At 69.8% G+C, this 25,043-nt stretch carries 24 protein-coding genes and 1 tRNA gene; 13 read left to right on the forward strand and 12 right to left on the reverse strand.

The genetic code is table 11. The annotated features are described in order from the left end of the window. Window positions 1-169: 169 nt before the first annotated feature. Both ugpC and otsB read right to left on the reverse strand, forming a co-directional pair. On the reverse strand, window positions 170-1,285 hold the full coding sequence (gene ugpC, locus AB0F70_RS20405; protein WP_357452380.1) for a sn-glycerol-3-phosphate ABC transporter ATP-binding protein UgpC: 1,116 nt from the start codon (window positions 1,283-1,285) through the stop codon (window positions 170-172). 150 nt (window positions 1,286-1,435) lie between these two features. Further along, window positions 1,436-3,766: a trehalose-phosphatase gene (otsB, locus tag AB0F70_RS20410; protein WP_357452383.1), complete on the reverse strand. Its 2,331-nt coding sequence runs from the start codon at window positions 3,764-3,766 to the stop codon at window positions 1,436-1,438. A 155-nt stretch (window positions 3,767-3,921) separates the two neighbouring features. Here otsB and AB0F70_RS20415 point away from each other — a divergent pair, with 155 nt between their 5' ends. The 3 genes from AB0F70_RS20415 (at window position 3,922) to AB0F70_RS20425 (ending at window position 6,923) form a co-directional block, all read left to right on the forward strand. Then, window positions 3,922-5,688, forward strand: a complete 1,767-nt coding sequence (locus AB0F70_RS20415) for a serine/threonine-protein kinase (RefSeq protein ID WP_357452386.1) — start codon at window positions 3,922-3,924, stop codon at window positions 5,686-5,688. 121 nt (window positions 5,689-5,809) lie between these two features. Further along, on the forward strand, window positions 5,810-6,667 hold the full coding sequence (locus AB0F70_RS20420; RefSeq protein WP_357452389.1) for a thioredoxin domain-containing protein: 858 nt from the start codon (window positions 5,810-5,812) through the stop codon (window positions 6,665-6,667). Window positions 6,668-6,847: 180 nt separating this feature from the next. Further along, window positions 6,848-6,923, forward strand: a tRNA-Thr gene (locus AB0F70_RS20425). 100 nt (window positions 6,924-7,023) lie between these two features. Here the strand turns inward: AB0F70_RS20425 and AB0F70_RS20430 are convergent. After that, window positions 7,024-7,524: a tyrosine-type recombinase/integrase gene (locus tag AB0F70_RS20430; RefSeq protein ID WP_357452392.1), complete on the reverse strand. Its 501-nt coding sequence runs from the start codon at window positions 7,522-7,524 to the stop codon at window positions 7,024-7,026. A gap of 97 nt (window positions 7,525-7,621) precedes the next feature. On the opposite strand from AB0F70_RS20430, the gene AB0F70_RS20435 reads away from it, so the two are divergent. From AB0F70_RS20435 to AB0F70_RS20450, 4 genes are all read left to right on the forward strand, one after another. Beyond that, on the forward strand, window positions 7,622-7,837 hold the full coding sequence (locus AB0F70_RS20435) for a hypothetical protein (protein ID WP_357452395.1): 216 nt from the start codon (window positions 7,622-7,624) through the stop codon (window positions 7,835-7,837). Continuing rightward, a complete protein-coding gene (locus AB0F70_RS20440; protein ID WP_357452398.1) occupies window positions 7,834-8,502 on the forward strand; it encodes an HAD family hydrolase in 669 nt (222 codons plus the stop codon). The genes AB0F70_RS20435 and AB0F70_RS20440 overlap by 4 nt, the downstream gene beginning before the upstream one ends. Before the next feature lie 115 nt (window positions 8,503-8,617). After that, the gene (locus tag AB0F70_RS20445) at window positions 8,618-8,884 is read left to right on the forward strand and encodes a hypothetical protein (protein WP_357452401.1); all 267 of its coding nucleotides are present in this window, start codon (window positions 8,618-8,620) and stop codon (window positions 8,882-8,884) included. Further along, window positions 8,881-9,207, forward strand: coding sequence for a type II toxin-antitoxin system PemK/MazF family toxin (locus AB0F70_RS20450; RefSeq protein WP_357452404.1), 327 nt, complete (start codon window positions 8,881-8,883; stop codon window positions 9,205-9,207). The genes AB0F70_RS20445 and AB0F70_RS20450 overlap by 4 nt, the downstream gene beginning before the upstream one ends. A gap of 787 nt (window positions 9,208-9,994) precedes the next feature. On the opposite strand, the gene AB0F70_RS20455 is transcribed toward AB0F70_RS20450, so the two are convergent. From AB0F70_RS20455 to AB0F70_RS20475, 5 genes are all read right to left on the reverse strand, one after another. Further along, complete coding sequence (locus tag AB0F70_RS20455) at window positions 9,995-10,255, reverse strand: hypothetical protein (protein WP_357452407.1); 261 nt, start codon at window positions 10,253-10,255, stop codon at window positions 9,995-9,997. 698 nt (window positions 10,256-10,953) lie between these two features. Then, window positions 10,954-12,219: a DUF4143 domain-containing protein gene (locus tag AB0F70_RS20460; protein ID WP_357452410.1), complete on the reverse strand. Its 1,266-nt coding sequence runs from the start codon at window positions 12,217-12,219 to the stop codon at window positions 10,954-10,956. A gap of 90 nt (window positions 12,220-12,309) precedes the next feature. Then, a complete protein-coding gene (locus tag AB0F70_RS20465) occupies window positions 12,310-12,855 on the reverse strand; it encodes a TetR/AcrR family transcriptional regulator (RefSeq protein WP_357452413.1) in 546 nt (181 codons plus the stop codon). A 28-nt stretch (window positions 12,856-12,883) separates the two neighbouring features. Beyond that, on the reverse strand, window positions 12,884-14,416 hold the full coding sequence (locus tag AB0F70_RS20470; protein ID WP_357452416.1) for an MFS transporter: 1,533 nt from the start codon (window positions 14,414-14,416) through the stop codon (window positions 12,884-12,886). 130 nt (window positions 14,417-14,546) lie between these two features. Beyond that, window positions 14,547-15,392, reverse strand: a complete 846-nt coding sequence (locus AB0F70_RS20475; protein WP_357452419.1) for an SGNH/GDSL hydrolase family protein — start codon at window positions 15,390-15,392, stop codon at window positions 14,547-14,549. Between the two features lie 109 nt (window positions 15,393-15,501). On the opposite strand from AB0F70_RS20475, the gene AB0F70_RS20480 reads away from it, so the two are divergent. From AB0F70_RS20480 to groL, 6 genes are all read left to right on the forward strand, one after another. Next, complete coding sequence (locus AB0F70_RS20480) at window positions 15,502-16,218, forward strand: uracil-DNA glycosylase (RefSeq protein ID WP_357452640.1); 717 nt, start codon at window positions 15,502-15,504, stop codon at window positions 16,216-16,218. Window positions 16,219-16,336: 118 nt separating this feature from the next. Next, complete coding sequence (locus AB0F70_RS20485) at window positions 16,337-16,645, forward strand: DUF3263 domain-containing protein (RefSeq protein ID WP_357452643.1); 309 nt, start codon at window positions 16,337-16,339, stop codon at window positions 16,643-16,645. A gap of 42 nt (window positions 16,646-16,687) precedes the next feature. After that, complete coding sequence (locus AB0F70_RS20490) at window positions 16,688-17,323, forward strand: hypothetical protein (RefSeq protein ID WP_357452423.1); 636 nt, start codon at window positions 16,688-16,690, stop codon at window positions 17,321-17,323. 290 nt (window positions 17,324-17,613) lie between these two features. Then, a complete protein-coding gene (locus tag AB0F70_RS20495) occupies window positions 17,614-17,817 on the forward strand; it encodes a cold-shock protein (protein ID WP_108493306.1) in 204 nt (67 codons plus the stop codon). 265 nt (window positions 17,818-18,082) lie between these two features. Continuing rightward, window positions 18,083-19,600, forward strand: coding sequence for an NAD(P)/FAD-dependent oxidoreductase (locus AB0F70_RS20500; protein WP_357452427.1), 1,518 nt, complete (start codon window positions 18,083-18,085; stop codon window positions 19,598-19,600). Between the two features lie 196 nt (window positions 19,601-19,796). Further along, window positions 19,797-21,425, forward strand: a complete 1,629-nt coding sequence (gene groL, locus AB0F70_RS20505) for a chaperonin GroEL (RefSeq protein WP_357452430.1) — start codon at window positions 19,797-19,799, stop codon at window positions 21,423-21,425. Window positions 21,426-21,549: 124 nt separating this feature from the next. Here groL and AB0F70_RS20510 read toward each other — a convergent pair whose 3' ends face one another. The 4 genes from AB0F70_RS20510 to AB0F70_RS20525 all read right to left on the reverse strand — a co-directional run bounded on the left by AB0F70_RS20510 (window position 21,550) and on the right by AB0F70_RS20525 (window position 24,999). Further along, on the reverse strand, window positions 21,550-21,834 hold the full coding sequence (locus AB0F70_RS20510) for a WXG100 family type VII secretion target (protein WP_357452433.1): 285 nt from the start codon (window positions 21,832-21,834) through the stop codon (window positions 21,550-21,552). Between the two features lie 162 nt (window positions 21,835-21,996). Continuing rightward, on the reverse strand, window positions 21,997-22,701 hold the full coding sequence (locus AB0F70_RS20515; RefSeq protein WP_357452436.1) for a hypothetical protein: 705 nt from the start codon (window positions 22,699-22,701) through the stop codon (window positions 21,997-21,999). Window positions 22,702-22,820: 119 nt separating this feature from the next. Then, entirely contained in the window at window positions 22,821-24,281 is a 1,461-nt protein-coding gene (locus AB0F70_RS20520) for a HAMP domain-containing sensor histidine kinase (protein WP_357452439.1), read from the reverse strand. Continuing rightward, window positions 24,274-24,999: a response regulator transcription factor gene (locus AB0F70_RS20525; RefSeq protein WP_116676991.1), complete on the reverse strand. Its 726-nt coding sequence runs from the start codon at window positions 24,997-24,999 to the stop codon at window positions 24,274-24,276. Before AB0F70_RS20525 ends, AB0F70_RS20520 begins: the two co-directional genes overlap by 8 nt. Window positions 25,000-25,043: the final 44 nt, after the last annotated feature.

Below are 25,043 nucleotides of genomic sequence, written 5' to 3' on the forward strand. Positions count from 1 at the left end.
GCGCGGGCCGCCGGTCGGTCAAACCCTGGGCTGTTCCCGGGTTACGCGGGGGGGGGGTTTTTTTATTGGCGTGGGGGTTGTGTTGCTGTGCGTGGACATTGTCCACGCACAGCAACACACCCCGAGGAGGTAACCGTTCCCTCAGCGAGCCGAGGGATCAGCCGGACGATCAGCCGAGACGCTCACCAGAGGTCGCGGAGAAGATGTGCGAGTGGCCGGCCTCGATCGCGACGGCGATGAGGTCGCCCTTGTCCGGGACGCTGCGCGGGTCGATGCGCACGATGAGCTGGTTGGTCTCACCGGCGGTGAGGTTCAGCTCCGTGTCGCCCTTGAGGGTGCCGTAGACGAACGCGTCCGAGCCGAGCTCCTCGACGAGGTTGACCTCGACGTCGAACGAGCCGGGGGTGCCGACCGGGACGACGTCGAGCGCCTCGGGCCGGAAGCCCAGGGTCACCTTGCCGCCGTCGGCCTCGGTGAGCTCGCTCGCGATGGAACGCTCGAGCGGGACGTCGGCGGAGCCGACCTTGACGACACCCTCCTTGACGTCGAACGTGCCGATGTTCATGGCGGGCGAGCCGATGAAGCCGGCGACGAACACGTTGTTCGGGCGGTCGTACATCTCGCGCGGGGTACCGACCTGCTGGAGCACACCGTGGTTCAGGACGGCGATGCGGTCACCCATGGTGAGCGCCTCGGTCTGGTCGTGGGTCACGTAGACCGTGGTGACGCCCAGGCGACGCTGCAGCGACGCGATCTGCGTACGGGTCTGGACACGGAGCTTGGCGTCGAGGTTCGACAGCGGCTCGTCCATGAGGAACACCTGGGGCTGACGCACGATGGCGCGGCCCATGGCGACACGCTGACGCTGGCCACCCGAGAGGGCCTTCGGCTTGCGGTCCAGGTACTCGGTGAGGTCGAGGATCTTCGCGGCTTCCTCGACGCGCTGGCGGATCTCCGCCTTGGGCGTGCCAGCGATCTTCAGGGCGAAGCCCATGTTGTCCGCCACCGACATGTGGGGGTACAGCGCGTAGTTCTGGAAGACCATCGCGATGTCGCGGTCCTTGGGCTGCACGTCGGTGACGTCGCGGTCACCGATGAAGATGTGCCCGCCGTTGACGTCCTCAAGGCCTGCGAGCATGCGCAGCGAGGTGGACTTACCGCAGCCGGACGGGCCGACGAGGACGAGGAACTCGCCGTCCTCGATCTCCAGGTTCAGCTGGTCCACAGCCGGGCGCTCAGTGCCCGGGTAGACGCGAGTCGCGTGATCGAAAGTGACCGTAGCCATGACTAGTACATCCCTCCACCGGCAGGTACGTGCCGGACGATCCGTTGTGGTCGGGTGCCGTTGCTTCCACTCACGTGTCGGCTGTGACACTTGCAGCGCGATCGTACCCCGGTTCGTCAAGGTCGAGGTATCGACCGGGTCACGATCGGGTCAGTCCTCGCTCCGCAGCGTGCGCGAGAGATCGGCGAGGACGGCGGCCAGAGCGTCCGGGTCCGGGACGCGGTGCGAGGCGAGCGTGTCGCCGGTTCCCACCTTGATCGACAGGTCGCCGGACTCGAGCGCGCCGAAGGCGTGCTCGTCGGTGGTGTCGTCGCCCGCGTACAGGACGCGCACCTTCTCGACCCCCAGCTCGGCCGCCACGGTGCCCCGCAGCCGGCGCAGGGCCTCGCCCTTGCTGGTCGGCACTACCGACACCTCCACCACGTCCTTGCCGTGCATCGGGGGCAGGCCAAGGTTGGCGGCCACCTCGTCGGCGGCCACGGTGATGGCGGCGGCGTCGTCCACGCTCGCCAGGCGTGTGTGCACGACGGCGGCGGCGGGCTTGACCTGCACCCACGCCCCCTCCCGGCCCGATACCGCGGACTCGAACCCGGCGACCAGCGCGTCGAGCTGCCCGGACTGGACGGTGGTCAGGTGGAACGGCACCTGCTCGACGCCGGTGGTGGTGGCCCGGCCTGCCTCGGCGCCGTGGCTGCCGACCAGGAACGTGCCGTCGGGGGCGACCGTCCGCTCCGCGAGGTCGGACAGGTCCCGGCCGGAGATGAACGCCAGGCGCACCGGAGCGTCCTGCGCGAGCGCGTGCAGCTCCTCGATGGCGGCGCGTGCGGCGCGCGTCATCGTGGATGCCTTGGGATCGTCGACCAGCGGCGCGAGGGTCCCGTCGAAGTCGCACGCGAGCAGCCAGCCGGTGGTCGGCTTCCTGCGCCGTCCGTTCCCGTTGCCCATGCGGGCGAGCCGGCCGCGCGCGGGTACGCCGTCGGGCACGGTGGTGAACGCCGTCAGCGCGTCGCGGAGGTTGTGGTGGCGCGGCTCCGCGGAGCGCGGGTCCACCGTGAGCGGCCGGGGCGGCACGGCGGTGAGCACGCCGAGGAAGGTCTCCGACCACTTCGCGACGTCGTCGGACAGGACCTTGCGGCGCAGGCGGCGCATGCGCCGCCGCTGCTCCTTGGGGTCCATGGTCGCGGCGGCCACGATGATGTCCTTCATGCCGTCGATGTCGTGCGGGTTGACCAGCAGCGGGCCGGGGGAGAGCTCGTCGGCCGCGCCGGTGAACTCGCTCAGCACCAGGGCGCCGCGCTCGTCGGAGCGTGCGGCGATGTACTCCTTGGCGACCAGGTTCATGCCGTCGCGCAGCGACGTCACGAGCAGGACGTCGGCGGCCAGGTAGAGCGCCGCCATCTCCTCCGGCGGATAGGAGTGGTGCAGGTAGTGGATGGCGGAGTGGCCCAGCTCGCCGTACTCGCCGTTGATCCGGCCCACCAGGACCTCGACGTGCTCGCGGAGCTCCTGGTAGGCACCGACGTTCTCGCGGCTCGGGCTCGCCACCTGCACGAGGGTCGCGTGCTCGACGTCGAGGCGGCCGTCGTCGAGCAGCTCGCCGTACGCCTTGATGCGGTGCCGGATGCCCTTGGTGTAGTCGAGCCGGTCGACGCCGAGCATCAGGGTCTCGGGGTTGCCGAGGTCGGCCTTGATCTCCTTGGCCCGGGCCTGCACCTCTGGCGTGCGCGCGAGGGTGTCGAACCGGTGGGAGTCGATGGAGATGGGGAACGACGACGCGCGCACGTGCCGGCCGGGGCGCCCGTCGGCGTCCGGGATCGTGATGATCGGGCCGCGCGTGGTGTAGCCGGTGAGGCGGCGCGCGGAACGCACGAAGTTCGCGGCGTCCCCGGTGCGCTGGAACCCGACGAGGTCGGCACCCAGCAGGCCGTCGATGATCTGGCGGCGCCACGGGAGCTGCGCGAACAGCTCGACCGGCGGGAACGGGATGTGGTCGAAGAACCCGATGCGGAGGTCGGGGCGCAGGTCGCGCAGCATGCGGGGGACGAGCTGGAGCTGGTAGTCGTGCACCCAGACGACGCCGCCCTCTGCGGCCTGCTCGGCGGCGGCGTCGGCGAAGCGCTGGTTGACCCGGCGGTACGCGTCCCACCACTGGCGGTGGTAGTCGGGGCGCTCGATGACGTCGTGGTACAGCGGCCAGAGGGTGCCGTTGGAGAAGCCCTCGTAGTAGCGCTCGATCTCGACCGCGCTCAGCGTCACGGGGACCAGCAGCATGCCGTCCGCCTCGAACGGGTCGTGGGCGAGGTCGGGAGCGCCCGACCAGCCGACCCAGGCGCCGTCGGCGTCCTGCATCACCGGTTCCAGCGCGGTGACGAGGCCGCCAGGCGACCTCTGCCAGGTGAGATCGCCATCTGGGCCGACCGAGAAGTCAACTGGAAGTCGGTTCGCGACGACGACCAGATCGTACCCGTCTTTACCCGGCAATGTACTGCTCCTTGGTTGTAGAAGAGTCTCGCTGTCCAGTGCCAAGAGTAGCGGCGCCTCTTGCCTGCTCAGGGTAACGAGCAGGCTGTTCACTCGCTGCTCGCGTGCGCGGGAATGCCGGGCGTCCGCTGCCCGCGACGACTACGGTGTGCCTCATGAAGGAGGTGGAGACCTCGATCTCGATCCCGAACGGCGCCGGCCCTGCGGCCGGCTCGAAGCTCGGTGGTTACACGGTCGTGCGCGAGATCGGGTCGGGCGCCATGGGCGCCGTCTACCGCGCGGAGGACGACGGCGGGCAGGCCGTGGCGCTCAAGATGCTGCACCGCCACCTCGACGACCCCGCCGCCCGCGAACGGCTGCGCCGCGAGGCCGCCGCGCTCCAGGGCCTGCGGCACCCGGCAGTGGCCCGCGTGCTGGACGCCGAGCTCGAAGGGCCCGAGGCCTTCATCGTCACCGAGCTCGTCGAGGGGCCCACGCTCGAGGAGGAGATCGACGAGCGCGGGCCCCTCGACTCCCGGGACCTCTTCGAGCTCGCCGACCAGCTCGCCGACGCGCTCGAGGCCGTGCACGGCACCGGGGTCGTGCACCGCGACCTCACCCCGTCCAACGTGCTCATCGCGCGCAGCGGGCCGGTCCTCATCGACTTCGGTCTCGCCCAGGGACCGGGCGACGCCCGGGCCACCCGGACCGGGTTCGTCATGGGTACCCCCGGCTACCTCGCTCCGGAGCTGCTCGACGGCGCGGAGCCCGGCCCCGACACCGACTGGTGGTCCTGGGCCGCCGTGCTCGCGTTCTCCGGCACCGGCCGCGCACCGTTCGGCGTGCGGCCCACCGAGCTCGTGCTGCGGCGCTCGCGGCAGGGCCAGGCAGACCTCGACGGGCTGCCCCCGCGCACGGCACGGGCACTGGGTGCGGCACTCCGAGCGGTGCCCGTCGAACGCTGGGGGCCCGACGAGGTGGCCCGAGCGCTCAAGGCCGAGTCGGAGGCGTTCATCGCCGCGACGACGGGCTCCGACGGTTCGGCCGGCCCGACGGCGGTGCTCGGCTCCGCCGACGCCCGCACCGCCTCGACGCCCGCAGACCTCGGCTCGACGCGGGTCATGCCGCAGGGCCTCCTGTCACACCCGGTGTCAGAGGCGGCCGGCGGCGTGGGGGTCGGCGCCGCCGCGGGTGCTGCCGCCGTCGCGGGGGCGGCCAGAGGACGGTCGGTCACGGGGCGGGCGGGCGGTGCCCCACGCCCTGCTCCGCCGTCTGTCGCACCGGCACACACCCCCGAGCAGGCGAATCCCACGCACGTCACCGGCTACCGAGGGCTGTTCGCCGTCGTGGGGCTCGCGCTCGTGGCGCTCGCCACCACCCAGCCAGGCGTCGCCGTCGTGCTGCTCGTCGCGCTGATGATCATGTCCCGGCTGGCTGGGATCGCCGTCGACGAGTTCCGCGACCGCCGCGCGCGACGCGGCCCGGGCCGGGGCGACGCGCTGGTGGCGACCCTCCTGTCGCCCTGGCATCTCGTGCGCGCGGTGCTTGGCGTGCTGCCCGCCGCCGCGGTCGCCCTCTGCGCCGGCGTCATCGTCGTGCTGCTCGGGCTCATCGTGTTCGCGCCCGGCAACGTGATCATCGCCCCCATCCAGACCGTCGAGGCACGCTCGGTGGGCGGTATGAACGAGCAGATCGTCGACAGCCTCGTGCTCGGCATCGCGATGCTGGTGACAGTGGTCGTCGCGTGGTTCGGACCGGCGTCGTACGGGACACGCGTCGGGGCCGGGCCGCTGCTGCGCCGGATCGCGCCTGGCTGGGGACCCAAGGTCATCCTCGTCGTGGTCGTGCTGGCGCTCGCGGTGCTCGCCGCGCAGCCGTTGTTCGACGGCTCGGTGGACGTGCTGTGGTGGCCCTTGGCAGACCGCCCCGACGTCGTGTGGTGATCCACAGGCTGGGTGCCGGGATCGTAACGAAACGTCCAGCCGTCTCCCAGCGAGCACTTGTAGTCTTGCATTGGGCGCCTGCGGCGCCTCGCCCCATTGGCCCGCATCTCGAAGGACCCCGATGTCGACGAATCAGACCAAGGCACAGCGTCGAGACGCCGCCCGTGCCGAGGCCCTTGCCCTCCAGAAGAAGCAGCAGTCGCGCGAGAAGCGCAGCCGCCTGATCGTGGTGAGCGCGCTCGTGCTCGGCATCATCGTCCTGATCGGGGCCGTGGTGCTGATCATCCTCGAGGGCCAGAAGACGCCCATGGAGAAGGTCGACAACCTCCCGGCCGGCGTCGTCGAGCAGACCGGTATCCCGGTCGGTGCCGACGGCGTTGCGGGCACCGAGAACGAGGGCGCCAAGACGCTCGACGTGTACGTGGACTACATGTGCCCGATCTGCGGCCAGTTCGAGTCGCTGAACAATGCGAGCATCACCGAGATGCGCGAGGCCGGTGACCTCACGCTGGTGGTGCACCCGGTCTCGATCCTGAACCGAGCGTCGCAGGGCACCGAGTACTCGACGCGTGCGGCGTCGGCTGCCGCGTGGGTCGCCGACAAGGCGCCGGAGCAGTTCAACGCGTTCCACGAGGCGCTGTTCGCGAGCCAGCCGGAGGAGAACACCCCCGGTCTGTCCGACGAGCAGCTCGCCCAGGTCGCGGAGCAGGCCGGCGTGCCTGCCGATGTCGCTGCCGGGATCGCCAGCGGCGACGCGGACGACACCTACGCGGAGTGGGTCACTGCTTCGTCGGAGGTTGCGGGCAGCACCAAGTCTCTCCTGAACGCCGAGGGCGGCTTCGGTACGCCCACCGTGGTGATCGACGGCGAGCGGTTCGAGGGCTGGCAGGCCCCCGGCGGCCTGACTGAGGCCATCACCGGTGAGGCGCCCGCCTCCGAGGAGCCTTCTGCGGAGCCGTCCGCGGAGCCTTCCGAGTAATCCACAGGCTGTGGACGGCGGGGTCCCGGGCTGCGGCCCGGGACCCCGCCGTCTTCTGTGCCACGGCCCACGAAGGTCCGCCGCCGTCAAGCGGTTCGGCACGGAACTGACAACCTGCTCATGCCGGATCGCATTCTGGAAGCGGACTGGTGATAGGAACCGTTAGGCTGGTCCCCGCCTGCCGCCTTAGCTCAGCTGGTAGAGCTCCCGCCTTGTAAGCGGAAGGTCGTCGGTTCGAACCCGACAGGCGGCTCCAGATGGTCCGGCAGGTCAGCGCCATTTCGGTGCTGGCCTGCTGGCTTCCCCGGGCCAGCGAATCGGGCTCTGCCTGACAATCTGCCTGACAAACGCTCTGGCTAAGCATCCCGACCACCGCGCGCCTCTGCGACGCTGAACAGCGGCTCCATATCGCCCAGGGAGACCTCAACAGTGCCGATGACGGAGTTCATCGCCCGGGCACCGGTCTGGATCACCGGTCGCAGTTCCTTGCGGTAGACCCGCTCCGTGACCTGGGTGTTGTTGTGACCGACGAGGCGCGAAATCTCCTCGATCAGCACGCCCTCGGACGACATGACAGAGACGAACGACTGACGCAGCTCCTTCGTCGTCCACGCGGCTGGATCCTCGATACTCGGCACCAGTTCCAGCGCCTTGCGGAAGTCACGCCGGACGTTCTCAGCAGACAACGGTGTCCCATACCGCGTGGTGAAGACCAAGTCATGAGCGACCGTCGTCTTCCACCGCTCGACGTGCCGGAGGCGCTGCCCGGCCTGCCACTCTGACTGCGCCCGTAGTTGCTCGACGGCCCGCACGGCAGCGATCAGCGCCCGACGCCTCGGCGCGATCCGCGACAACATCGAGGAACTGCACGACCTCGGCCTGGTCCGCAACGCCGCGGTGGAATCCCGGGTTCACGGTTCAGCCCCACTGTTCAAGGCCTACATCCTCAGCGGGATGGATGTGTTCTTCGGGTTCTACCCGGTCCGCGAGCACGAGATCCGCGACGGCGACGACCGCCTCGCCACCTACGACTCACTTGGCAAAGACTCCGAGCTGTTCCACTACACCGACGACGGCGACCCCGAGTCGCCCGGGACCCAGTTCGTCGCCCAGGCTCGTCTCTGGTTCGACAGCGTGTGGGACACCATTGCCACCAAGGCCGACGCATGAGCGACGCCGCAGAACTGTTCGCCGTAGCAGATGCCGTCTTGCTCGACTTCGACGGACCCGTCACGCCGCTGATCCCTGCGCCCGCAAATCTCGAGGTGGCGAACGCGGCACGAGTACCGCTGCTCATGCACGACATCGCCCTGGACAACCACATCGGCACCACCAGCGACCACCTCGCTGTTCTGCGCTGGGCCGCTGACAATGCGCCCCAAGTCCTAGCTGACGTTGAGGCTGTATGCGACGACGCCGAGACGACTGCCGCGTACTCAGCCGAACCGACCCACGGCACGCATGACTTGCTGGCTCGCTGCCACCAGCGAGGCAAGCCTGTGGTGATCGTGAGCAACAACGCCGAAGCAGCGATCCGCGCCTACCTCGAACGCTGGACCCTCACTCCGTACGTCGCCGCCGTCATCGGCCGACCGACCGGCAGACCTGACCTCATGAAGCCCAACACACACACCGTGGAAGAAGCGCTGCGGCTCCTCCGCATCGAGCCGCGCCGCGCTGCGTTCATCGGCGACTCCGTCTCTGACGTCGAGGTCTCACTAGCAGTGGGCGTGCCGTGCATCGGATATGCCAAGACGCCGCGCCGGGGTGACGAGTTGCAAGCCGCTGGCGCAGACGCTGTCACCGCCGACATGGGGCAACTCGACGCCAGGTAGGGACGTGATGCGCGAGTGCGTCGACACGAAGCAGGGCTCCGGGAGAACTTTCCTGGAGCCCTGCTTCATACCCCCACTACTTCTCATGTATGCGTTTCGCGGCTACATTGAGTGTATGAGCGCGATGACTAGCATTCGAGTAAGCACGACGACACGGGACAAGGTGAGTCACCTTGCCCAGTCCCACGGCATGTCCCAGGCCGCCTACCTCGAACAGCTCGTCAAGGAGAAGGCCGAGGAAGAGGCCGAACAGGACTTCTGGGCGCGCATGGACGACGGTGGGGCCTACGACACCGACGACTGGGCCGAGTTCTCCGCCAACGAGGCCGTAGCCCTGGCCGAGGTCGAGCGGCACGCCGACGACGCGGAGCCCACCACGTGAGCCCTATCCGGCGCGGTGACGTCATCTGGGCCGACATGTCACCGACCGTGGGACGCGAGCAACGCGGTCGCCGCCCCTACCTTGTCCTCTCCGACGAGCGCTTCCACGACCGTCGCCAGCTCGTCCTGGCCGTGCCGATGACCAGCCGTGAACGCCCTTGGCCCACCCGCGTACGGCTCGACGCCGAGTCTTGGGCGATCGCGGAACAGCCCACCACGCTGTCCATCGACCGCGTGCAGAAGGTCGAGCCGACCGGGCACGACGTCACCCGGGTCCGCGAAGTGATCAACTACCTCACGGGCGGCCCGCTACCCACCACGTGAGCGATGCGCCCGCTGTGAGGACTTTCTTTACTGGCTCAAGGCGCGCCTCCGGCGCGCAGGGCCGTTCGGCCGGCGGGGGCCCGCGATGGGGCCCCGCGCTCCGGGCCGCAAGCGGCCCTCGCGCACCCCACCGCACCCCGACGGCCTACCGGCCCCAAACACGAAGAGACGGTCCCGACGCATGTGGTCGAGACCGTCTCTTCGTAGTTCAGCTCTCAGGCAGTGACTCCGTCGGGCACCAACCGAACACCAGAGGGGCAGGTAAACGCCCGTGGTGCCCCTGTCCCTCCGGCATCCAACGGCTTGACCGGGACCCTGACACCGAACCCGCCGACAGTGCAACAGGTCCCGCCGACCAGGAGCACCACGTCACCACCAGCTCGACGGGCGGGACCTGTTGCACTGCCAGCAGAACCGATGTCCGAGACGTGCCCCGCGCCGCCGGATGCCGGAGGGACAGGGACCCCACGAAGCCCACCTATGACGAGGGCAGAGCCGCAAACCCGCAACGCCGTCCACGGTGGCTGCCTGACAATTTGCCTGACAATAGCCAGCGACGAGGACCGACGGGCGGCGAGGGGCAACGACGTCTTTCCGCGCCTACAGCGTCTGGCGGTGCCCCTGGGGCGAGTCTTGGACGCCTTGTAAGCGGAAGGTCGTCGGTTCGAACCCGACAGGCGGCTCCAGATGGTCCGGCAGGTCAGCGCCAATGCGGTGCTGGCCTGCTGTCGTTCCCGAAGTTGTGCGGCGGCTACGGCCTGACCACTTGCCTGACTCTCTCGCGGCGCTACCGGGTCAACTCGTGCATGAGGTCTTCGAAAGCAGAGCGATCATCCGCGGTGTCGCCGTGCGGTCCGGCGAACCAAGTGGTGTATTTGCTGATCTCGCCAAGTCGCCATTCGAGGTCGAACATCTCGAGCATCAGACGATCGCCGCTGCCGAGGGTTCGTAGGTCCCGTTCCGCTGGAGCGAGCCTCAGTGTCTCCCAGTCGACAAGCACGGTCTTCGACGCGGTGATCAGTTTGGTTGTGCCCTCCCGGTTCACCATGGGTCGGCACCCAGCGGCGGGTGCGCGCTATCCTGCCGAGCTCGGCGTAGCGGGCGGTCCAACGACGAACGTCGTCCAGCGCCACGGCCACGGCTTCCCGGCTCCTCGCGCCGTACGGCCCGTCCGACCAGGGTTGCAGCACGCGCGCTGCGACGTGGTCGGCCAGATCGGGACCGACGACGGGTCCCCACGAGGGCAGCTCGACGCCAAGCGTCGTCGGATCGACGGCATGGAGTCGTTGGAGCATCGCCTCCGTGGCGGCCCTGTCGATCACCTTCGTCGGAGTTCCGTCGAGCCACGGAGTGACGCTCACCGCGCGGTCGCCAAACGGCACGACGGACGGCTCGATCGGCGCCGCCACAAAGTTCAACCCTTGCTGGGCCAGGGCCGACGCACCTGCGTACGCGGCACGCAATGTCTGTAGCGTACGGCGGCCTGCCAGCAGCCCATCGAGGGTGACGAAATAGCGCGCCTTGCCGTCCACACGGGCCTGCCAATGGTGGGCTCCAAATCCGACCGCCAGATGTTCCAGCACCTCCACAGCCGGATCCCACGACCGTTGCACGGTAGTAAGGAGCTCGTGGATCTCTACATCGGTTGGCGGCTCGTGCACGCCAGGAGGCTAGCAATGGCACCTGGTCCGAACCACGTACCTATGTGTGATGCCAGCTGGACGGCGGCCCCGGCCTGCTAATAGTTCACGGCCCCAGCAGCGCGAGCGGGACGACGGCGACGCCGTCCCGACGCCGGTAGGCGTACTCGCCGGAGTAGATGACGACAGCGTCGATCAGATCGTCTCCGATCCGGTCGCGGAGCCAATTGATGTGCTTGACGTCGGTATCCTCGACTCGGTCTGCCAGCTTGACCTCGATGGCAAGCACTCTGCCATCCGGGCACACGACAACCAGGTCGACCTCATGGTTGCCGTTCTGCGTCCGCAGATGGTGGAGTCGGGCCTCGGCAGCCTCTGCATAGGTGTGGACACTGAGTGCTGTCAGATGCTCGAAGAGGGCGCCGAGGATCGTGCCTTCTGTGAGCTGGGTGCTGCCCTGGTCCGCGCGCAGCAGCGCCGGAGCGTCGAGTCCGAGGAGCCGTGCGGCCAGTGCAGGGTCGGCGAGCTGGTGCTTCGGCGACTGCGCCAGACGGTCGAGGTGATTGTGGCTCGGAATCCAGGGCGGAACGGCATCGAGCAGCCAGAGCGACGAGAGAGCGTCGCGGTAGGCGATGGTCGTCTCTTTCGCAGGCTTGGACAGGCCTGCTGTCGCGGCATCAAGGATCTTCGAGTACGTCGTGGTCGACGACGTGGCCGCGGCATAGGCAGCGAGCCAGGCACGGAGGACCTCCGGCTTGCGCACGGGGTAGCCCTGCTCGGGGAACTCCCGATGGACCACGTTCTGAAGGTACGCGTCCAGCTCTGCTCGGCGAACCCGGCCTTGGAGCGAACGGATCGCAGGGAACCCTGAAGCAACAATCTCTTCGACATAGCCACCGAGTCGGAAGGACGTGCTCCCCGCGACGTCCTGGTTGCCGTCGAGGAGGGCGGCCAGGCTGACGGTCGGATTCTCGACGTGCCGTTCCGCGAGGCTCAGCGGGCGCATGCGCATGGGCACGACTCGTCCCGCGCCGGAGTGAATCACAGCCCCTCGTGGTGCTGAGCTGCCAGCGAGAATGAAATGTCCCGGGCCCGATCCGGCGTCCACCGCACGTCGAACGTGGTCCCAGACTTCGGGGAGCCGCTGCCACTCGTCGACGAGGACTGGGCCAGGCAGGTCTGTCAGGACCTCCGGGGCGGCGGTGACCAGCTCACGCTGGCGCAGAAGGCTGAGATCAATGACGGACGCTGCGCGCTGCATGGCCGTGGCCGTCTTGCCGACACCTTTTGGGCCATGGATGGACAGGGCTCTGAGATGCGGCTGGAGCTCGTCGAGGGTCGCATCGACGATGCGTCGTTGGTAGTCGCCCATGGGCCTAGTCTACCGATCGCACGGCTTCTAGTCTTCTGATCGCACGGCTTCTAGTCTTCCAATCGCACATCGGCCCTGCTCCGGATCAAGCTACAGATCCGGAGCACCAACCGCACGCACCAGGTGCTCCGCCACCGCGCGGCGCTGCGCCTCCGGCAGGTCGCGGTAGGCGAGCGCCTCGAACATCCACAGCCCGTCGGCGGCGAGCCTGGTGACGAGCCGGGCCATGGACGCGGCGTCGGTTCCGACGTCGGTGGGAACGGGTGCCCAGCGTTCCAGGACGCCGTTCCACGGGGCTGCCCACTCGGGGTGCGTGGCCGACTCCAGCATGAGCTGCAGCTCGGCGCGGGTCGCGGACCGGGCGTTCACGCGGATGTAGGCGGACAGGCGCTCGTCGGCGGTGAGCTCATCGGCGGGCCGGCCTGCCTCAGCCAGGAGGGAGGCCTCCCAGCGGTCGGCGAGGTGCTGGTGGATGGCGACGAGCAGGTCCTCGCGGGACGGGAAGTGGTACATGATCCCGCCGCGCGTCAGCTCTGCCTCGGCCGCCACGGAGTCGAAGGTGACGGCGGTGACGCCCTCACGCTGGATGACGCGGACGGCGGCGTCGAGGATGCGGTCGCGGTTGCTCGGTCGCACGGGGTCTCCGGGGTGCTCGGTCGAGGGGTCAGTGGCCGGAGCCGTAGGCGGAGGACGCCGATCCGGGCCCGTAGGCGCGGAGCAGCACGGTCGTGACGATCGCACCGACCGTGAGGACCCCCGCGCAGACGACCATGACCGTCGAGTAGCTGTTGCCGAACGCGCGGAACGCGGCGTCGAGGACCTCGGGCCCGCTGCCGGGTGCGGCCAGGGCGTCGGTCAGGGACCGGCGGGCCTCTGCCGGGGCACCGACGGGCAGGCGGACGGTGAGGGTGTAGATGGTGGTCAGCAGAGAGCCGAGCAGCGCCACCGCGGCGAGGCTGCCGAACTCGTAGGAGACCTCCTCCACCGAGGAGGCCATGCCCGCCCGGCGGGCGGGTACGTTGCCGATGATCGCCGTCGAGGCCACGGACATCGCCGCGCCCAGGCCGAGGCCCGTGACGAACAGGCCACCGAGCAGCCACCCCATCCCGTGCGGGACGGCGGCCAGGGTCCACGCCACCCCGACGGCGCCCACGCCGAGGCCGCCGCCGATCAGGAGCCGCAGGCCGACGACGTGCAGGAAGGCACCGCCGAGGATCGACGACGGCAGGGAGCCGATCGCGACGGCGGCCACCAGCAGTCCCGACTCGAGGGGCGAGAAGCCCGCAACGAGCTGGAACCGCTGGGTGGTGGCCAGCTGCAGGCCGCCCATCGCGAACATGGCGAACGCGGCGGCCAGCACACCGGAGGCGAACGCGGCGTTGCGGAAGATCGACAGGTCCAGCAGCGGGAACGGCAGACGCCGCTGCCTGCGGACGAAGAGCCACCACCCGACGACCGTCGCCAGCACCGCGCTGAGCAGCACCGTTCCCGAGCGGTCGATCTTGACGACCTCCTTGATCAGCACCACGAGGCCGACGAGCGTGACCAGGGCCTGCACCGAGGAGATGAAGTCCCACTTCGTGCCCGGGTGCGGGTCGTCGGCCGGGGCGACGGCGACCCCGAGGACCAGGGCTACGAGGACGACCGGCACGTTGATCAGGAAGATCGAGCCCCAGGCGAAGTGCTCGAGCAGGGCGCCGCCGACGATCGGTCCGAGCGCGCCGCCCACCACGGAGAGGCTGCCCCACACGCTGATCGCTATGTTGCGCTCGCGCTCGTTGACGAAGGCCACCCGGATCAGGGCGAGCGTGGCAGGCATCATCGCCGCCGCGCCGACGGCCAGCAGGCCGCGCGCGGCGATCAGGACCTCCGGCGTGGGTGCCGTGGCCGCCAGGAAGGAGGCGAGCCCGAACACCACGAGACCGGCCAGGAACATGAGCCGGTGGCCGAACCGGTCGCCAAGGGTTCCCGTGCCCAGCAGGAGCCCGGTCATCACCAGCGGGTACGCGTTGATGATCCAGAGGCTCTCGGTCCAGCTCGCGTCCAGCTCCCGGGTGAGGGTCGGCAGCGCCGTGTACAGGATCGAGTTGTCCAGGGTGATCAGCAGCAGGCCCGCGCCTACCGTCACCAGGAGCGTCCAGCGCCGTCGGGGGCCGAGCAGCGACACGGGAGCGTCGACCGGCGGGCTCATCGTCATGGCAGTAACTGTACCATCTAGAATGTTAAGTTACTCGGCGAACGGGGAATCCGGAACGGCGGAGGCTCCCCGGTGCAAACACCGGAGAGCCTCAGAGATTCACCTGCCGATCCTACGGGCGGACGCGCGGTTACGCGCGCGGCCACTGCTGCGGCGTCGGCCATTTCGCGGTGCGGCCGTCGCCGCTGGAGGTGCCTGTCAGGCGGCGCCTGACCCATGGGCCCACGTGCTGGCGCATCCACGCCGCGTTGGCGCTCGCCGTCTCGCGGAAGGCTGCCGGCGGGGCGGCATTGAGCGGGGTGTCGTAGGCGGCGTCGTCCGGATCGAGACCGAGCGCGTCCAGCGCCGCGTTCGCCACCCGCTGGTGCCCCTCGGGGGTGAGGTGGATGCGGTCGTCGGACCAGAGGCGCAGGTCGCCCAGCGCCCGCATGCCCCACAGGTCCAGGACGTGCGCGCCGGTCCGGCGGGCGATGGACCAGACGTTCGCGTTGAAGGCGCCCACGCGGCCGTTGGTCCAGCTCAGGGCGGCGCCGGCTTTGAACCCGGTACCCATCAGGACGTCGGCACCGGACGCCCGGAGCGCGACGACGGCGTCCTCCAGGGCGCTCGAGATCGCGTCGATGTCGGCCGAGGCGCGCAGGATGTCGTTGCCGCCACCCACCAGGGACACGAGGTCCGGCTGGGCCCCGATGGTGACGTCGAGCTGCTCGGCGATGATCGGGCGCAGCTTGCGGCCGCGGATCGCGAGGTTCGCGTACTCGAGCGGCACCTGGCCTGCTGCGATCCGGCGTGACGAGAGGACTGCCGCGAGGTTGTCGGCCCAGCCGCGCTGGATGTCCGGGGCGTCGGGGTACGGGTCCCACAGGCCCTCCGAGAAGGAGTCGCCCATGGCGACGTACCGCGCCCAGCGGACGGGTGCGGCGGTGGGGAGGTCGGGGGACCGGCCTTCCGGGTCTGGGATCGTCGTGGCGCTCACAGCGCCCATTCTCCCGCTCGGAGCGGGGAACTCGTCGGCTCGGGGGTGTGACGGGCAGCACAAACTGGCAGTGTCGGAGGGTGCCGGTAACCTCCTGAACGTGGAGACCATCGTGAACCCGACGCCCCCTGTCGACACTGCTGCCGCCTCGGCCCCGCCCCCGTTGTCGCAGGTGGTCGCACCGGACTGGGCGGAGGCACTGGTAGACGTCGAACCGCGCATCCACGCGATGGGTGACTTCCTGCGCGCCGAGGTCGCCCAGGGGCGCACCTACGTGCCAGCGGGCGAGAACGTCCTCGCGGCGTTCAAGCGGCCGCTCGCGGACGTGCGCGTGCTCATCGTGGGCCAGGACCCGTATCCGACGCCGGGCCATGCCATGGGGCTGTCGTTCTCGGTGCAGCCGGAGGTGCGGCCGGTGCCGCGGTCGCTGGTCAACATCTACAAGGAGATGCAGGACGACCTCGGCGCCCCGCTGCCGTCGAACGGCGACCTGCGGCCGTGGGCCGATCAGGGGGTCATGCTGCTGAACAGGACCCTCACCTGCAGGCCCGGCGCATCCGACTCCCACGCGGGCAAGGGCTGGGAGGAGATCACGGAGGCGGCGATCCGTGCGCTGGTGGCGCGGGGCGGTCCGCTCGTGGCGATCCTGTGGGGCGCGAAGGCGCGCAACCTGAAGCCGTGGCTCGGGGACGTGCCGGTCGTCGAGAGCGCACACCCCTCGCCGCTGTCGGCGCGCAACGGATTCTTCGGGTCGAAGCCGTTCTCGCGGGCGAACGCGCTGCTCGAGCAGCAGGGCGCGCAGCCGGTCGACTGGCGCCTCCCGTAGCGGTATCCGCGGAGGTCCTGTTTCGGCGTCGAGGGGCGGGTCGGCGTGTTGACACTGTGAAAGGGGAAGAGTGAAGAACAGTCACGTCCTTCGGGTACGCGGTGAGCCGGTGAGCGAGGTGCTTGCTCCCGGGGCCGGCAGCCCTGATGTCGAGCGGGTCGACGGTGCCGAGAACAAGCTCTCGGACCGCGACCGGGAGATTCTCGCGTTCGAGCGCCGCTGGTGGAAGTATGCAGGCGCCAAAGAGGAGGCGGCACGGGAACTCTTCGATCTGACGGCCACGCGCTACTACCAGGTTTTGAATGCGCTGATCGACACTCCTGCCGCCCTTGAGCACGACCCGATGCTGGTCAAACGCCTGCGCAGGGTCCGATCGACCCGCCAGCGAGGGCGCTCTGCACGACGGTTGGCCGATGAGAACCACTGAGCGGGCACCGATCCGTCACAACGACCCGCTACTCTCTCTGCCGTGACGAAGAGTGGCTACCCCTACCCGCCCGACGAGTTCGACGTCGCTGTCCCCGGGGGCGCACCCGTGGGTGTGCACCGTGCGCCGCGTAGCGGTTGGAGCTCGGCCTGGCCGTTCCTGCTGGTCGCCGTAGTGTGCGCCGCCGTGGCGTGGGGCGGCATCACGCTGCTGTCCGGAGAGGACGACCCTGCAGAGGCGCAGGGCAGCCCGTCGGCCTCGGCCTCGACCTCGGAATCCGGTTCAGCCCCGGAGACAAGCGGCTCGCCGAGCCCGACGGCGTCGGCGGAGACGCCTGGGCAGAGCGTGGAAGAGCTGGTCGCGGCGGCCGATCCCGCTGCGAAGTACATGGTGTTCAACCTCGGGACCGTCGAGGGTCTCGCGGACGAGTCCAATACGAAACTCGTCTCCGGCGGCCTCGGTGGGTCGGAGTTCACCGCGACACCCCCGGAGGCCGACCTCTCGGCCGTCACCTCGGCCGGGACCAACGTCGTCTGGTACGGCAACGGGCGTGACAAGGAAGCCAAGGCGGCCGCCGCGATCCTGGGCATCCCCGAGGCCAACGTCGTCCAGAACGACGCCGTGACGAGCTCGGAGCAGGCAGTCTGGGTCTTCCTGTTCACCGCGCCGACTGGCTGATGACGCCGGCCGGCTGAGCGTGCCGATGGCAGCGTTGTCGTCGGCTTTCGGTCAACCACTGGTCGGCTCCCGGGCAGGGCCGGAGTGTGGACGATTCTCCGTCCGGCTCGTACCACCAGGTTGATATCCGCCTGACCGGACTATGCCCCAAGCCTCTGACCTGCCCGTTCGCCATCCGCTTAATACCTCATACGGGACATAGAGGGTTCCCTGGTGTGAGCCGGACCACTAGGCTCGAACCACCACGGGTCGACCGAGTGTCCCGTGCAGAGGTACAAGGAGAACTACGCATGGCCCAGGGCACCGTCAAGTGGTTCAACGCCGAGAAGGGGTATGGCTTTATTACCCCGACTGCCGGCGGCCAGGACCTTTTTGTTCACTACAGCGCGATCCAGTCCGATGGCTACCGGTCCCTCGACGAGGGGCAGGAAGTGGAATTCGAGGTGGGGCAGGGACAGAAGGGCCCGCAGGCAGAGCAGGTTCGTCCACTCTGATTCGATGGGACGACGGGCGGGAAGTGCCCGCCCGTCGCCCGCCGCCCCCCCAGGACTGCCGGGACCCAGACCCCGGCGTCCGATCTGGACGGTCGACGACGACCGTTGTTGCTGCGCAGCCGGACGATGATGCCCGACGCCGCCGAGCAGCCGCCCGTACCGCGGCTGCTCGTTCTGGCACCTGGTCCCCCGCCAGGCGAGCCTCGACCGGTAGGACTGCCCCCGCCATGGGCCGTCCGGCCCGATACCGTGATTCGATGGGGGAGTGACCCTGCTCGACGCGGTAGTGGTGGGTTCAGGACCCAACGGCCTGGCGGCCGCGGTGACGCTCGCCCGCGCGGGGCTAGGGGTCCGGGTCCTCGAGGCCGAGCCGACGATCGGTGGCGGCGCCCGCACCGTCGCGATCCCCGAGCTCGCGGACGGCATGCTGTTCGACCTCTGCTCCGCCGTGCACCCCATGGCCTGGGCGTCGCCGTTCTTCCGCTCCTTCGATCTCTCCGCACGCGGTGTCGAGCTCGTCGCGCCCGAGGTCGCCTACGCCCATCCGCTCGACGGCGGACGCGCGGGCATCGCCTTCCGCGACCTGGCTCGAACCGCCGACCGGCTCGGGCCCGACGGCGACGCCTGGGGCGACCTGCTGGGCCCGCTCACCGCCCACTGGCGGCAGGTCACGGCGCTCGCCCTGGGGGACAAGCGCACGGTGCGCGGCATGGTGGAGGGCGTGCCCGGTTCCGGCGGGCACACGCTCCCCGTGCGGGCGCTCGCCTCGATGGTCGGGCCTGGTCTGCACTTCGGCTCCGCGCTCCTCGAGCAGGGCGGGCCCCGCTGGGACCGCAGGTTCCTCACGGACGAGGCCAAGGCGCTGCTCACCGGTGTCGCGGCACACAACATCACACCGCTCCCGTCGCTCGGGGGCGCGGGGACGGCCCTGCTCCTCGCGGCGCTCGCGCACGCCGACGGCGGCTGGGCGATCCCGGTCGGCGGCTCCCAGGCGATAGTGAACGCGATGGTCCGCGACCTGGAGGCGCACGGAGGAACCGTCGAGACCGGCCGCCGGGTCGAGAGCTGGTCCGACCTGCCGCCCGCGCGCGCCGTCTTCTTCGACACCACGCCCAGCACACTGCTCCGGATCGCCGGGGACCGGGTCCGGCCGGGGCGCCGTGCTGCCCTGCGACGGTTCCGGTACGGGAACGCGGCGGCCAAGGTCGACTTCGTCCTCGACGGCCCGGTGCCCTGGCAGGTGCCCGACGTCGGGCGTGCCTCCACCGTGCACGTCGGCGGCACGCGGGCCGAGCTGGTGGCCGCGGAGGACAGCGTCGCGCACGGGCTGCATGCCGACCACCCGGTGGTCCTGGTCAGCGACCCGAGCGTCGCCGACCCGAGCCGGCCGCGCGGTCCCCAGCGGCCCTTGTGGACGTACGCGCACGTGCCGGCGGGATCCACGCAGGACGTCACGGAGGCGGTGACCAGGCAGATCGAGCGGTTCGCGCCCGGCTTCCGCGACGTCGTCGTCGGTTCGCGGTGCATACCGGCCGCACAGATGGAGCGGCACAACCAGAACTACCCGGGTGGCGACATCTCCGCAGGGGCGGCCACGATGTGGCAGATGGTCGCGCGCCCCACGCTCGCACCCGACCCCTACCAGGTCGCCGAGGGGCTCTACCTGTGCTCCGCCTCGACCCCGCCCGGGCCGGGCGTGCACGGGATGGGTGGCTGGTACGCGGCCCGCCGGGCGCTGCTGCGGGAGTTCGACGTCCGCTCGCTGCCGGACCTCCGTCCGTGACCCACCCGACCCGGACGCGTCTTGCACTCTCATGGTCCGAGTGCCAATAATGTCTTAGCACTCTCCGTTCGAGAGTGACAGCAAGGGTCGAATGGTGAGGCCTCCGGTCACGGCGAGACATGATCGTCGGGACGGCAGGCCGTCCGTCGCGGGCACCGGCCGGCCTGGACAAGCCACCAGCGGAGGATTCATCCCCATGGCCAAGATCATCGCTTTCGACGAGGTAGCTCGTCGGAGCATGGAGCGCGGGCTCAACCAGCTCGCCGACACGGTGAAGGTCACGCTCGGCCCGAAGGGCCGCAACGTTGTTCTTGACAAGAAGTGGGGCGCCCCCACGATCACGAACGACGGTGTCTCGATCGCCAAGGAGATCGAGCTCGACGACCCGTTCGAGCGGATCGGCGCGGAGCTCGTCAAGGAGGTCGCCAAGAAGACTGACGACGTCGCGGGTGACGGCACCACCACCGCCACCGTGCTCGCCCAGGCGCTCGTGAAGGAGGGCCTGCGCGTCGTTGCCGCCGGTGCCAACCCGATCGCCATCAAGCGTGGCATCGAGAAGGCCGTCGAGGCCGTCACCGAGCAGCTGCTGAACGCCGCCAAGGACATCGAGACCAAGGAAGAGATCGCCGCCACGGCCGCCATCTCGGCCGGTGACCCGGCGATCGGCGAGCTCATCGCCGAGGCCCTCGACAAGGTGGGCAAGGAAGGCGTCATCACCGTCGAGGAGTCGAACACCTTCGGCCTCGAGCTCGAGCTCACCGAGGGTATGCGCTTCGACAAGGGCTTCCTTGCCCGCTACTTCGAGACGGACCCCGAGCGCCAGGAAGCCGTGCTCGAGGACCCGTACGTCCTGATCGTCGAGTCGAAGATCTCGAGCGTCAAGGACATGCTGCCGCTGCTCGACCAGGTCATGAAGTCGGGCAAGTCGCTCCTCATCATCGCCGAGGACGTCGAGGGCGAGGCCCTGGCGACCCTGGTGCTGAACAAGATCCGTGGCACCTTCAAGTCCGTCGCCGTCAAGGCTCCGGGCTTCGGCGACCGCCGCAAGGCCATGCTGCAGGACATCGCGATCCTCACCGGCGCACAGGTCATCACCGAGACGGTGGGCCTCAAGCTGGAGAACGCCACGCTCGAGGAGCTCGGCCAGGCGCGCAAGGTCGTCGTCACCAAGGACGAGACCACGATCGTCGAGGGTGCCGGCGAGGCCGACCTCATCGCCGGTCGCGTGAACCAGATCCGCAGCGAGATCGACAAGTCCGACTCGGACTACGACCGCGAGAAGCTGCAGGAGCGCCTCGCCAAGCTGGCCGGTGGCGTCGCCGTCATCAAGGCCGGCGCGGCCACCGAGGTTGAGCTCAAGGAGCGCAAGCACCGCATCGAGGACGCCGTTCGCAACGCGAAGGCTGCCGTCGAAGAGGGCATCGTCGCCGGTGGTGGCGTGGCCCTCATCCAGGCCGGTGCCGTCGCGTTCGCCAAGCTCGAGCTCGAGGGCGACGAGGCGATCGGTGCCTCGATCGTGCGTGCCGCGATCGACGCCCCGCTCAAGCAGATCGCCATCAACGCCGGCCTCGAGGGCGGCGTCGTGGCGGAGAAGGTGCGCAACCTCCCCACCGGTCACGGCCTGAACGCCGCGACCGGCGTGTACGAGGACCTGCTCGCCGCCGGTGTGAACGACCCGGTCAAGGTGACCCGTTCTGCTCTGCAGAACGCGGCCTCCATCGCCGCGCTGTTCCTCACCACCGAGGCAGTCGTCGCCGACAAGCCGGAGCCCGCGGGCGCCCAGGGCGGCGACCCGACCGGTGGCATGGGCGGCATGGACTTCTGAGTCCTGCCTGACCCGCCCGGGCCCCGGCCCAGGCACCTTGTCCGACGCCGGTCGGTCACCCTCCCTACGGAGGGCGACCGGCCGGCGTCGGCCATTTGTTCGTGAGAATTGTCGTGCGGACTCGTCAGGAGAACATGCGAACCGCTGCCGCCTCCGCCTCCGCATAGGTGCGCGCAGCGGCCGCCAGGGCCGCCTGGATCGCGTCCAGGGCGCCCTCCACCTGTGCCTGCGCCCCACGCCACTGCGCGACGGTGCCGCCGAACGCGGCGGCCGCCGGGCCGTGCCAGGTCGCCTGCAGGGCGTCGAGATTGCGCATCAGCGCCCCCACCTCCGTCCGCACGGCCGCCACCGAGCCCGCCACTGCCGCGCCCGCCTGCTCCACCTGGTCGCTGTCGACCTCGAACCGCATGGTCATCCCTCCCGCGCGCCGGCCCGTCCGGCGTCGTCCATCCGACGGTAGGTACGTGCGGCCCGACGGCGGAGCGTGTCCGGGGGCGGCTGTGCACAGGCGCGCCCCAGCCGGAGGTGTGGTCGTGCTCGGAACGCTGCCCGGCCGTGGGGAGGGTCCGGCTCAGACGGCGTCGAGCTTCGACTGCTCCTTGCGCAGCCGGTGCAGCTCCATGTCGAGGTTCTGCCGCGCGGGCTCCTCCCACGCGGCGCCCATCGGGCTCAGGAACAGCGACTTACGGGCGAGCAGTCGCTCGATGACCCGGATCCGCGCCCTGAGGTAGTCCTCGATCGGGATGTGCGCGTACTCCGCACGCACCGCAGCCTTGTACTCCTTGTAGCGCTGGGGCTCGGCGGCGAGCATCGCGAGGTCGGCGTCGTTCAGCACCGCGGCGTCGAAGTCCGTGGGGTTCGGCGCATGCCGAACTATGGCGTTGACCAGCGCGGCCACCCGGTCGGCCGCACGTGCGGGCACCCCGAGCCCGGTCAGCTCGTCGTGGGCGAGGAGCGCGGAGGCGGTCGACTGCTCGCCACCCTGCGAGGCCTCCGCCACCTTCTTGTCGGAGCTGAACACCGCACCGTGGTACCAGGCGGCGAGGCGCACCAGGTCGGGTTCGTGCGTCTCCTCGGCCAGCTGGTCCACCCGGTGCAGGACGGCGGCGAGGTGGCGCAGGTTGTGAAACGCCCGGCGCTCGTCGGCCCAGCGGCCCAGAAGACCCTGACCGACTTCCTCGATCGCCTCGGTCCCCGCCGTGGCCCCCGCGCCCAGCGCACTGCGGACGAAGGACGTGAGCAACCACTGCGGCGCGTCAGACGTGAGCACGCCCATGTGAATTCTGCCTAACGGTCGATGTCGGTCACTGCACCGCCAGCCTATTACCGAATGGGTCAGCGGCGACTACTACCGTCTTGGATGCTGGTCACGACTCCGACACGTCGTGTCGTGGCTCAGAGCGGCAGGGTGACCTGGACGGTGAGGCCGCCACCGTCGGTCGGCGCTACCTCGACGTGCCCACCGTGCGTGCCCACGATTGCCGCGACGATCGCCATGCCGAGCCCCGAGCCGCCGGACTCGCGGGTGCGGGACGAGTCCGCGCGATAGAACCGCTCGAAGATCCTGCGGCCTTGCTCCTCGCTGAGGCCGGGGCCGTGGTCGCGCACCTCGAGCACCGCCACGCCGTCGTCCTTCCGCACGCCGAGCGCGATCTCCGCGGGCGTACCCGCAGGGGTGTGCCGCGCGACGTTGCCGATGAGGTTGGTGACCACCTGCCGCAGGCGATCGCCGTCGCCCTCCACGACCAGTGTGTCGGGTACCTGACCCGCCGGGTCGTCCGGGGCGGCGTCGGCGTCGAGCGGTACCAGCGCGACCTCGCGCGTCGGGTCCAGTGCGTGCAGGTCCTGGACGGAGTCGCGTGCGAGCGCGACCAGGTCGACGTCGGCCCGGGCGATCGGGCGGCCCTCGTCGAGCCGGGCGAGCACCAGCAGGTCGTTGACCAGCGTGCCCATGCGGCGTGCGGCGTCCTCGATGCGGAGCATCGTGTCGTCGACCTTCTCCGTGCTGTCCAGGGCGCCCATCCGGTACAGCTCGCCGTACCCGCGGATCGTCGCGACCGGAGTGCGCAGCTCGTGCGACGCGTCCGAGACGAACTGGCGCATCCGCACCTCTGAGGCCTCCTGTGCGGCGAAGGCCCGCTCGATCTGCGTCAGCATCGCGTTGAGCGACGCCGCGAGGGAGCCCATCTCCGTGCCGGCCGGAGCCTCGGGGACGCGCTGCGAGAGGTCGCCCGCCGCGATCTGGGCCGCGGTGTGCTCCACCGACCGGAGCGACCGGAGCGACCGTTCGACGAGCACCCATGCCGTGAGCCCGCCGAGCAGCACGATGCCCAGGCCGGACATGATCAGGGTGCGGGTCACTATCGAGATCGTCCGGTCCATGGCGGCCAGGGGCAGCGCGATGTAGACGACAGCACGTTCACCGGTCGCCTGGAGTCTGCCGACCAGGGCGATGGCACGCCAGCTCTTGCTCCCCGCGGAGTGGTCCGTCCCAGGGACCGTGAACGGCTCGCCACCGCCCGACGCGGCCTCCTCGTACGTCATGTCCGGCAGCTCCGGCTTGCCGTAGCGCGTGATCGCCCAAGTGCCCTGCGTGCTGTGCCCGCCCTCCTCGCCCACACCCTCGACGTAGTAGTCGCTGGGCAGCCCTTGCGAGGACGCCTTCAGTACCTCGCTGGGGTTGAGAGCGGTCGTGCGCAGATGGTCGTCCACCTGCTGGACGAGGAAGCCCGACACCACAGTCGTCGTCGCGACCGCCGCGATGCCCAGCCCCGCCGCGAGCAGCAGCGAGATGATCGCGACCAGCCGGGCGCGCAGGGGGATGCCGGACAGGCGCTCCTTGGCCCGCTCAAGCACGGGCGGGCTGCGGAGCGCGGAGCAGATACCCCACTCCGCGCTTCGTGTGGATCAGGGGTGGCAGGGTCTCGCCGTCGATCTCCAGGGTGTCGATCTTGCGCCGCAGGTAGGAGATGTACGACTCGACGATGTTCGCGTCGCCGCCCCAGTCGTACTGCCACACGTGGTCCAGGATCTGCGCCTTGGACAGGACGCGGCCGGAGTTGAGCATGAGGTAGCGCAGCAGCTTGAACTCGGTGGGGGACAGGTCCACCTCGACGCCGGCGCGCCGCACCTCGTGCGAGTCCTCGTCCATCTCGAGGTCTCCGACGTGCAGCACCGCCTCCTCCTCGGGGGCGGGCACACCGGTGCGGCGCAGCACCGCGCGGATCCGGGCCACCACCTCTTCGAGGCTGAAGGGCTTGGTCACGTAGTCGTCGCCGCCGACGGTGAGGCCCTGCACCTTGTCCTGCGTGTCGTCCTTCGCGGTCAGGAAGACGACGGGGGTGTGCCTGCCGGTCGCCCGCATCCGGCGGGTCACGGTGAAGCCGTCCATGTCGGGGAGCATCACGTCGAGCACCACGAGGTCGGGCTCGACGTCGCGGACGAGCTGAAGTGCGCCGTTGCCGTCCGCTGCCGCATGCACCTCGAAGCCCGCGAAGCGCAGGGAGGTGGACAGGAGCTCGCGAATGTTCGGTTCGTCGTCGACCACGACGAGACGCGCTTCAGGAGTAGCCATGCTTCCAGTGTGCGACCGGTTCCTGAGGAGTGCCTGAGATTCGC

The organism is Promicromonospora sp. NPDC023805 (assembly GCF_040639635.1).
Taxonomy (GTDB): domain Bacteria; phylum Actinomycetota; class Actinomycetes; order Actinomycetales; family Cellulomonadaceae; genus Promicromonospora.

Coding starts and splice junctions, on each gene's coding strand:
- ugpC (WP_357452380.1), bottom strand. CDS start 1,285: ATGGCTACGGTCACTTTCGATCACGCGACTCGCGTCTACCCGGGCACT.
- AB0F70_RS20415 (WP_357452386.1), top strand. CDS start 3,922: ATGAAGGAGGTGGAGACCTCGATCTCGATCCCGAACGGCGCCGGCCCT.
- AB0F70_RS20420 (WP_357452389.1), top strand. CDS start 5,810: ATGTCGACGAATCAGACCAAGGCACAGCGTCGAGACGCCGCCCGTGCC.
- AB0F70_RS20430 (WP_357452392.1), bottom strand. CDS start 7,524: ATGTTGTCGCGGATCGCGCCGAGGCGTCGGGCGCTGATCGCTGCCGTG.
- AB0F70_RS20435 (WP_357452395.1), top strand. CDS start 7,622: ATGGATGTGTTCTTCGGGTTCTACCCGGTCCGCGAGCACGAGATCCGC.
- AB0F70_RS20440 (WP_357452398.1), top strand. CDS start 7,834: ATGAGCGACGCCGCAGAACTGTTCGCCGTAGCAGATGCCGTCTTGCTC.
- AB0F70_RS20445 (WP_357452401.1), top strand. CDS start 8,618: ATGAGCGCGATGACTAGCATTCGAGTAAGCACGACGACACGGGACAAG.
- AB0F70_RS20455 (WP_357452407.1), bottom strand. CDS start 10,255: ATGGTGAACCGGGAGGGCACAACCAAACTGATCACCGCGTCGAAGACC.
- AB0F70_RS20460 (WP_357452410.1), bottom strand. CDS start 12,219: ATGGGCGACTACCAACGACGCATCGTCGATGCGACCCTCGACGAGCTC.
- AB0F70_RS20470 (WP_357452416.1), bottom strand. CDS start 14,416: ATGACGATGAGCCCGCCGGTCGACGCTCCCGTGTCGCTGCTCGGCCCC.
- AB0F70_RS20495 (WP_108493306.1), top strand. CDS start 17,614: ATGGCCCAGGGCACCGTCAAGTGGTTCAACGCCGAGAAGGGGTATGGC.
- groL (WP_357452430.1), top strand. CDS start 19,797: ATGGCCAAGATCATCGCTTTCGACGAGGTAGCTCGTCGGAGCATGGAG.
- AB0F70_RS20510 (WP_357452433.1), bottom strand. CDS start 21,834: ATGCGGTTCGAGGTCGACAGCGACCAGGTGGAGCAGGCGGGCGCGGCA.
- AB0F70_RS20515 (WP_357452436.1), bottom strand. CDS start 22,701: ATGGGCGTGCTCACGTCTGACGCGCCGCAGTGGTTGCTCACGTCCTTC.
- AB0F70_RS20525 (WP_116676991.1), bottom strand. CDS start 24,999: ATGGCTACTCCTGAAGCGCGTCTCGTCGTGGTCGACGACGAACCGAAC.